5 protein-coding genes and 2 pseudogenes are annotated in these 6,981 nt (G+C 64.6%); 5 read left to right on the top strand and 2 right to left on the bottom strand.

Translation table 11 applies throughout. The features are described 5' to 3' along the window. Positions 1–323 precede the first annotated feature (323 nt). Positions 324–860: pseudogene (locus AC5RWX_RS28505) on the top strand (SCO1664 family protein); the annotation flags it as partial. Positions 861–871: 11 nt separating this feature from the next. On the opposite strand, the pseudogene AC5RWX_RS28500 reads toward AC5RWX_RS28505, so the two are convergent. After that, positions 872–2,888 (bottom strand): annotated as a pseudogene (locus tag AC5RWX_RS28500) (ABC transporter ATP-binding protein). Beyond that, the gene (locus tag AC5RWX_RS28495; RefSeq protein WP_494099605.1) at positions 2,885–4,633 is read right to left on the bottom strand and encodes an ABC transporter ATP-binding protein; all 1,749 of its coding nucleotides are present in this window, start codon (positions 4,631–4,633) and stop codon (positions 2,885–2,887) included. The pseudogene AC5RWX_RS28500 and the gene AC5RWX_RS28495 overlap by 4 nt, the downstream one beginning before the upstream one ends. A gap of 124 nt (positions 4,634–4,757) precedes the next feature. Here AC5RWX_RS28495 and AC5RWX_RS28490 point away from each other — a divergent pair, with 124 nt between their 5' ends. The 4 genes from AC5RWX_RS28490 to AC5RWX_RS28475 all read left to right on the top strand — a co-directional run bounded on the left by AC5RWX_RS28490 (position 4,758) and on the right by AC5RWX_RS28475 (position 6,871). Next, a complete protein-coding gene (locus AC5RWX_RS28490) occupies positions 4,758–5,459 on the top strand; it encodes a class I SAM-dependent methyltransferase (RefSeq protein ID WP_494099604.1) in 702 nt (233 codons plus the stop codon). Positions 5,460–5,561: 102 nt separating this feature from the next. Then, positions 5,562–6,059, top strand: a complete 498-nt coding sequence (locus AC5RWX_RS28485; RefSeq protein WP_494099603.1) for a hypothetical protein — start codon at positions 5,562–5,564, stop codon at positions 6,057–6,059. A gap of 179 nt (positions 6,060–6,238) precedes the next feature. Next, on the top strand, positions 6,239–6,451 hold the full coding sequence (locus AC5RWX_RS28480) for a YegP family protein (RefSeq protein WP_309072609.1): 213 nt from the start codon (positions 6,239–6,241) through the stop codon (positions 6,449–6,451). 75 nt (positions 6,452–6,526) lie between these two features. Then, positions 6,527–6,871, top strand: coding sequence for a hypothetical protein (locus AC5RWX_RS28475; RefSeq protein WP_309072610.1), 345 nt, complete (start codon positions 6,527–6,529; stop codon positions 6,869–6,871). Positions 6,872–6,981 lie beyond the last annotated feature (110 nt).

Genomic DNA, 6,981 nt, shown 5'->3' with positions numbered 1-6,981 from the left:
TCGACGTCGCAGATGATCGCCGGGTCGCGGGTCGGGATGTCCATCCGACAACTGTGGCGCACGAGGGCGGTGACTGCCAAGTCGTCATCAACTAGTGCCGCCCTGTGGGTTAGCCGCCGCCGGCGAGGCGATGACCTACGACGTCGCGAAGAGATATCAGCCCCGCTCACAAGGAAGTGATCCGTCATGCCGCGGACGCTCGGTCTGCTGCTCATTGAAGTGGAGTTCGATCCTGTGCAGACCCTGGTTCGCGAACCCCAAGATCCCGATCCACGTCGTGAGCGACATCCTCGGGCACATGATGGGAGACGGCCCAAATCCGGCTGCGCGATAGTCCGCTGGGTGAAGAAATGGTGCAGCTCCGGAAGGAGTAGATCCCGCCAAAAACGCCGTGAACCTGGTCGCGACGAACCACGTGCCGGAGACGGGCTGGCACTAAGTACTCGAGGGAGGAGATGAGAACGGACGGATGCTCGCCCTCGTCCACGAAGACTGGCCAGCGCTCAGACGCGTGGAGGTGTTCGACTTGGTCGTCAATAACGCCGACCGCAAAGGCGACCACGTGCTTGCCCTGCCGGTCGCACACCGGCACGGTGTGGACCATGGGCTCACCTTTCACCGTGACCACTGCGCACGGTGCTGTGGGGGAATGGCTGGGAGTCGCTCTGACCACCGAGGAACGCGACAGCATCGATTGTGTCAGCGAAGGACTGGACGGTGTGCTGGGCCGAACCTAGCGGACTTCCTCTGCGCCGAAGAAATCGTTTCGCTCGCCTCGCGCTGTGCCCGATTGCGCTTGCCAGGGCGGTTTTCCGGCTCCGACCGGTGAGATGTCGGCGGTGCCCTGGCCGCTGGTTTAAGGGAATTACGCCTAAACCTCCGCCACTGGAGCCGCGAACTGCGCCTCGTACAGCCGCGCATAAGCCCCGCCGGCGGCCAAGTGAAGCGTGCGTCCCCTGCTCCACGATCTGGCCGGCCTCCATCACCAGGATGAGGTCGGCGTCGCGGATGGTGGACAGGCGGTGCGCGATGACAAAGGAAGTCCGGTCGGACCGCAGCGCACTCATCGCCTTCTGCACCAGCACCTCGGTCCGGGTGTCAACCGAAGACGTCGCCTCGTCCAGAATCAGCACCGAAGGCCGGGCAAGGAACGCCCGCGCAATCGTCAGCAGCTGCTTCTCCCCCGCGGACACGTTGGCGCCCTCGTCGTCCAGCACGGTGTCGTACCCATCGGGCAGTGACCGCACGAACCGGTCCACATACGTCGCCCGCGCCGCCTCCAAAATTTCAGCTTCAGAAGCCGAAGGCCGCCCGTACGCAATGTTGTCCCGGATGGTCCCGCCGAACAGCCACGTATCCTGCAGCACCATCCCCAGCCGCGAGCGCAGCTCGCGCCGCGGCACGGAGGTGACGTCCACGCCGTCGAGCGTTATCCGCCCGGCGTCCAGCTCGTAGAACCGCATCATCAGGTTCACCAGCGTGGTCTTCCCCGCCCCGGTGGGCCCCACAATCGCCACCGTCTGCCCCGGCTCGGCCACCAGGGAAAGTCCGGAGATCAGCGGCTTCTCCGGCGAATACGAGAACGACACGTCCTCGAACACCAGCCGCCCCCGCCCAAACACCGGCTCAGCAGAAGCGGGAGGCTCAACAGATTCCTCGTCCTCATCCAGCAGCGAGAACACCCGCTCGGCCGAGGCCACCCCGGACTGCAGCAGGTTGGCCATGGACCCCAGCTGCGCCAGCGGCATGGTGAACTGCCGCGAGTACTGGATGAACGCCTGCACGTCGCCCAGCTGCATGGCCCCGGACGCCACCTGCAGCCCGCCCACCACCGCGATCCCCACGTACACCAGGTTCCCGATGAACGTCATGGCCGGCATGATCAGCCCGGAAATGAACTGCGCTCCGAAACTGGCGTCATACAGCTCTGCGTTCTTCTGCCGGAACCGCTCCTCCACCTCGCGCTGCCGGCCGAACACCTTCACCAGCGCATGCCCGGTGTACGTCTCCTCGATCTGCCCGTTCAGCTCCCCCGTGTTCTTCCACTGCGCCACAAACAGCTTCTGCGAGCGCTTGGCAATCAGCGCCGTGATCCCCAGCGTCAGCGGAATGGTCACCAGCGCGATCAGCGCCAGCGTGGGCGAGAGGATAAACATCATCACCAGCACGCCCAGCACCGTCAGCACGGACGTGACCGCCTGGCTGATGGTCTGCTGCAGGCTCTGGGAAATGTTGTCCACGTCGTTGGTCACCCGGCTCAACAGCTCACCGCGCTGGATCGAGTCGAAGTACCGCAGCGGCAGCCGGTGGATCTTCGCCTCGATCTCCCCGCGCAGCCCGAACACCGTCCGCTGCACCACCCCGTTCAGCACATACGCCTGCACCCACATAAACGCCGACGACAGCACATACAGCACCAGCGCCCACGTCAGCACATTCCCCAGCGCGGCGAAGTCGATCCCCTGCCCGGGCGTCAGCGCCATGGGTGTCAGCATGTCCGCCTGCTGGTTCTCCCCCGCCGCCCGCAGCTGCGCAATCACCTGCTCCTTGGTGGTCCCGGCCGGCAGGTCCCGCGACACCACCCCGGCGAAGATCAGGTTGGTGCCCTCCCCCAGCAGCCGCGGCCCGATCACCGAGAGCGCCACCCCGGCCACCGCCGTCGCGAACACCAGCAGCAGCCACGCCCCTTCCGGCTGCAGCTTTCCCAGCAGCCGTTTGGCGGACGGCCAGAAGTTCATCGGCTTCTCCGCCGGGACGTTCATCCCCGCGAACGGTCCGCCCCTTCCCGGTCCGCCTGCCGGGCGGGGGATGCGTACGACGTCGGCGCTTCCGGTTGTGGAGGCGGGTTTAGTTCCGGCGCTGGTTCCGGATGAGGGCCGGGGGTTCATACCGTCTCCTCCGCCGCCAGCTGGGAGGAGACAATCTCGCGGTACGTCTCCGAGGTTTCCAGCAGCTCACGGTGCGTTCCGCGCCCCACGATCCTGCCGTCGTCGAGCACCAGGATCTGGTCCGCGTCCACGATGCTGGAGACGCGCTGGGCGATGATCACCAGCGTGGCGCCGGCCGTGCTGCGCTTGAGGGCCTGGCGGAGGCGGGCGTCGGTGCCGGTGTCCAGCGAGGAAAACGAGTCGTCGAAGACGTACAGCTCGGGCCGCTTCACCAGGGCCCGGGCGATGGCCAGCCGCTGCCGCTGCCCGCCGGAGACGTTGGTGCCCCCCTGGCTGATGGGCGCGTCCAGGCCTTCGTCCATCCGCTCCACGAAGTCCTGGGCCTGGGCGATGCGGAGCGCTTCCCAGAGCTCGTCCTCGGTGGCGTCCGGCTTGCCGTAGAGCAGGTTGCTGCGCACGGTGCCGCTGAACAGGTAGGGCCGCTGCGGGACCAGGCCGATGTGCCCCCAGAGCAGGTCCGGGTGCAGCTCGCGCACGTCCACGCCGTCCATCCTTACTGCCCCGCTCGTGGCGTCGAACAGCCGGGGCATGAGGTTCACCAGGGTGGTCTTGCCAGCACCGGTGCTGCCGATGATCGCCGTCGTCTGCCCTGCCCTGGCGGTGAAGCTGATTCCGGAGAGGACCGGCTGGTCGGCACCCGGGTAGGCGAAGCCGACGTCGCGCATCTCCAATTCGCCGCGGCGCCGCCCGTCGGAAGACACATCGCTGCTCACGGGATTCTTTGGCGGCCGGACGCTCGACTCGGTCCGCAGCACCTCGCCAATCCGGTCCCCGGAGACGGCAGCGCGCGGGATCATCACGGCCATGAACGTGGCCATCATGACGGACATCAGAATCTGGATCAGGTAGCTCAGGAACGCGATGAGCGTGCCCACCTGCATGGAGCCGTCCTGGATCCGGAACGCGCCGAACCAGATGACAGCCACGGACGAGACGTTCAGCACCAGCATCACCATCGGGAAGGCGAGCGCCATCAACCGGCCGGCGCGCAGGGCGGTGTCCGTGACGTCCTCGTTGGCGCGGGCGAAGCGCTCGGTCTCGATATCCTCGCGGACGAAGGCGCGCACCACGCGAATGCCCGTAAGCTGCTCGCGGAGAACGCGGTTCACGGTGTCGATCCGCTTCTGCATCTTGCGGAACAGCGGCACCATCCGGACGGTGATCAGGCCGACGGCGACCAGCAGCACCGGGACGGCCACGGCTATCAGCCAGGACAGCTGCACGTCCTGCCGCACCGCCATGATCACCCCGCCGATGCTGAGCATGGGCGCGGTGACCAGCATGGTGGCGGACATCAGGACCAACTGCTGGACCTGCTGGACGTCGTTCGTGGATCTTGTGATCAGGCTTGGTGCGCCGAACCTGGTGACCTCCTGCTCGGAGAACTCCCCCACGCGTTTGAAAATGGCGCCGCGCAGGTCCCGGCCCACGCCCATCGCCGCCTTCGCCGCGAAGTAGACCGCGATGACTGCGCACACAATCTGCAGCAGCGTGATCGCCAGCATCACGCCGCCCAGGCTCAGGATGTAGCCGATGTTCGCCTTGGCCACGCCCTCGTCGATGATGTCCGCATTCAGGGTGGGCAGGTACAGGGACGCGATGGACTGCGCCAGCTGGAAAACCACGACGGCGGCCAGCAGCGTGCGGTGCGGCCGCAGGTATTCAACAAGCAGCTTCCAGAGCATGGGCGGCTCCTGGTCCTCGGCACTGGCCCGAAGGCTCATGGGACGTGGTGCGAAGGTCAGTTTACGTCCGGCGGATGGGAGGACACGAAGAACAGGTGCTGCGTGCCATGAGATGCTGGCCGTTATGACCTCTCCCAGCTGGTATCCCAATGAAGTCGCTCTCGCGGGACGAGAAAACTTGGACATGGAGCATGTCGCCCGCTACGACGGGAAAATGGACTCCAGCGCCCAGTCTGAACTCTCAATTCTGAGAAGGTACGGTCTCAACTCCCAGTCCACCGTTATTGAATTTGGGGCAGGCACAGGACAGTTCACCGTCGAGGCGGCGCGAGCGTGCGCCCGCGTAGTCGCTGTCGACGTTTCCCCACCAATGCTCGCCTATCTGGAAAAGAAGCTGTTGGACCAGGATCTGACCAACGTGACGTTGGTGAACGCCGGTTTTCTCAGTTATACCCACCGTGAAGGCCAGGCTGACTTCGTCTACTCCCGCTACGCGCTGCACCACCTCCCCGATTTCTGGAAAGCGATCGCGCTGGACCGGATGCGAAAACTACTGTCCTCCGGTGGTATCTGCCGCTTGTGGGACGTTGTCTACGACTTCAACCCCGCGGAGGCCACGGGACGAATCGAGGCATGGTGCTCCCAAGGAGGTGCAAGCGTCGATGGTGAGTGGAGCCGTGCTGAGTTCGAAGAGCATGCAAGGGACGAGCATTCGACCTTCCGCTGGCTTCTTGAGCCCATGATAGAACGCGCTGGCTTCGAAATTGTCGAGGTCAAGTACGCGGCAGAAACATTCGATGCGGAGTACGTCCTGCGCGCTGACTAGGCATACCAAAGGAGCACCACCGCCCTGTTGGTAAGCCACAAACTCCCCGGGCATGTGAAGTGGGCCTTCCGCTGGCGAAGAAGCTGTCGCTACGCTGATCCGATGGAAGCGGCACTCTCCTCGTGGGGTGACTTCAACGTGGCCATCGCCGGGGCCGGAGCAGCGCTCGGCGGGCTGCTCATCGTGGCGTTGTCGGTCAACATCAAACAGATCGCGGAATCACAAGGCCTTGCCGCCCGCGCAGGGGCCGCCATCTCCGCCCTGATCCTCGGCGTGATCCTGGCGTGCGCGGCCCTCATCCCGGACCAGCCGCTATGGGTGTTCGGAATCGAAGTCCTGGCTGGAACCCTGGCCGGAGGGGTCATCGCAGCCCTCGCCGCCCGGGCGATTCTTCGGGACGACACTCCTGGACGTCCCCGCCATTGGGACACCCAGCACATCGTGTCATTCGTGTTCCCGCTCGTCATCTACGCCGCCGGGGCCGTGCTGCTCCTGCTGTCCATGCCTGCAGGTTTGCTCGTAGTGGCCCTAGCGACGATTGTGGCACTGATCGGCGCAGTTATTTTCTCGTGGGTTGCGCTCGTCGAGATTCTGCGCTGAAGCGCTTCCCCTCACCGGGCTGGAGCGCAAATTCTCGCATCAGCCACCCCTACTCGCTAGTAAGCGTTTCCTCTCCTAGGGTATAAACATCGGGCGGCTGGGGGGCCGAGGCGCAACGATGCGTCTTCATTTGGTGAACAATCCCGAGGTCAGTAACCCCGGGGGTATAGGGGTAAACCATGACCGGAAAATTCGAACTCTTTACTGACGAGCACGCTTCTTATGCGTTCAGGCTCAAGTCTCACGATGGGACAGTCGTAGCGGTATCCGGACCGTACCCAAACAAGGAATCCGCCGTTCAGGGCATTCGGGATGTGCGCGAATGCGCCGCCACCGGGTTGATCAGCGATCAGTGCAGCCCATCAAGGTCTGTCCTGCCCGAGAACAGCTGACGAGCTTTCCGTCCTGAATCTAAAACTCCACGGTTATGCAGCGGCCGGAGCCACCCTCCCTTACGAAGTTGAACCATGGCCCACAAATTACGACCCGTCCTCCGGGTGGACGTGGAGATGCGCAGCGCGGTTATCGAACTGCACGGATGCCTGACCGTCCCAGCCACCGCTGCCCTGCTGAAGATCTTGGCCAGGGGCCGCTCCCTGAACCGGAACCTGGAACTGAGCCTCGATCTACGCCGCGCCCTGCACATTGAACCGGGCTCGCTTGCCAACCTCCAGCTTCCATCGCTGGCAGCAGATGCTCTCCCGTTCCATGCATTGACAGCGGACTTGGATCCTCTTGGCCCGGTGCACGTCCTGTTGCCGCCGGTGTGGCCCACCTGCCCGGTAGAAAGGGCACTGGCCGGCCATCTGTAGCGGAAGTCCGGCAACGACGGGCCGGGTCATCTCATTAACGGCCGGCATTGGCGCTGGCCTTTTCCTTGCCGCGACGGCCGAGGCTGCCACCTGTAGACATCTCCAGTCCG

It is taken from the genome of Arthrobacter sp. SPT-J7 (genome assembly GCF_059089965.1).
This window is presented reverse-complemented; position numbering and strand designations above follow the sequence as displayed.

Excerpts from the sequence above, each read along its gene's own strand:
- AC5RWX_RS28495 (WP_494099605.1), bottom strand. The coding sequence starts at position 4,633 with ATGCTCTGGAAGCTGCTTGTTGAATACCTGCGGCCGCACCGCACGCTG.
- AC5RWX_RS28490 (WP_494099604.1), top strand. The coding sequence starts at position 4,758 with ATGACCTCTCCCAGCTGGTATCCCAATGAAGTCGCTCTCGCGGGACGA.
- AC5RWX_RS28485 (WP_494099603.1), top strand. The coding sequence starts at position 5,562 with ATGGAAGCGGCACTCTCCTCGTGGGGTGACTTCAACGTGGCCATCGCC.
- AC5RWX_RS28480 (WP_309072609.1), top strand. The coding sequence starts at position 6,239 with ATGACCGGAAAATTCGAACTCTTTACTGACGAGCACGCTTCTTATGCG.
- AC5RWX_RS28475 (WP_309072610.1), top strand. The coding sequence starts at position 6,527 with ATGGCCCACAAATTACGACCCGTCCTCCGGGTGGACGTGGAGATGCGC.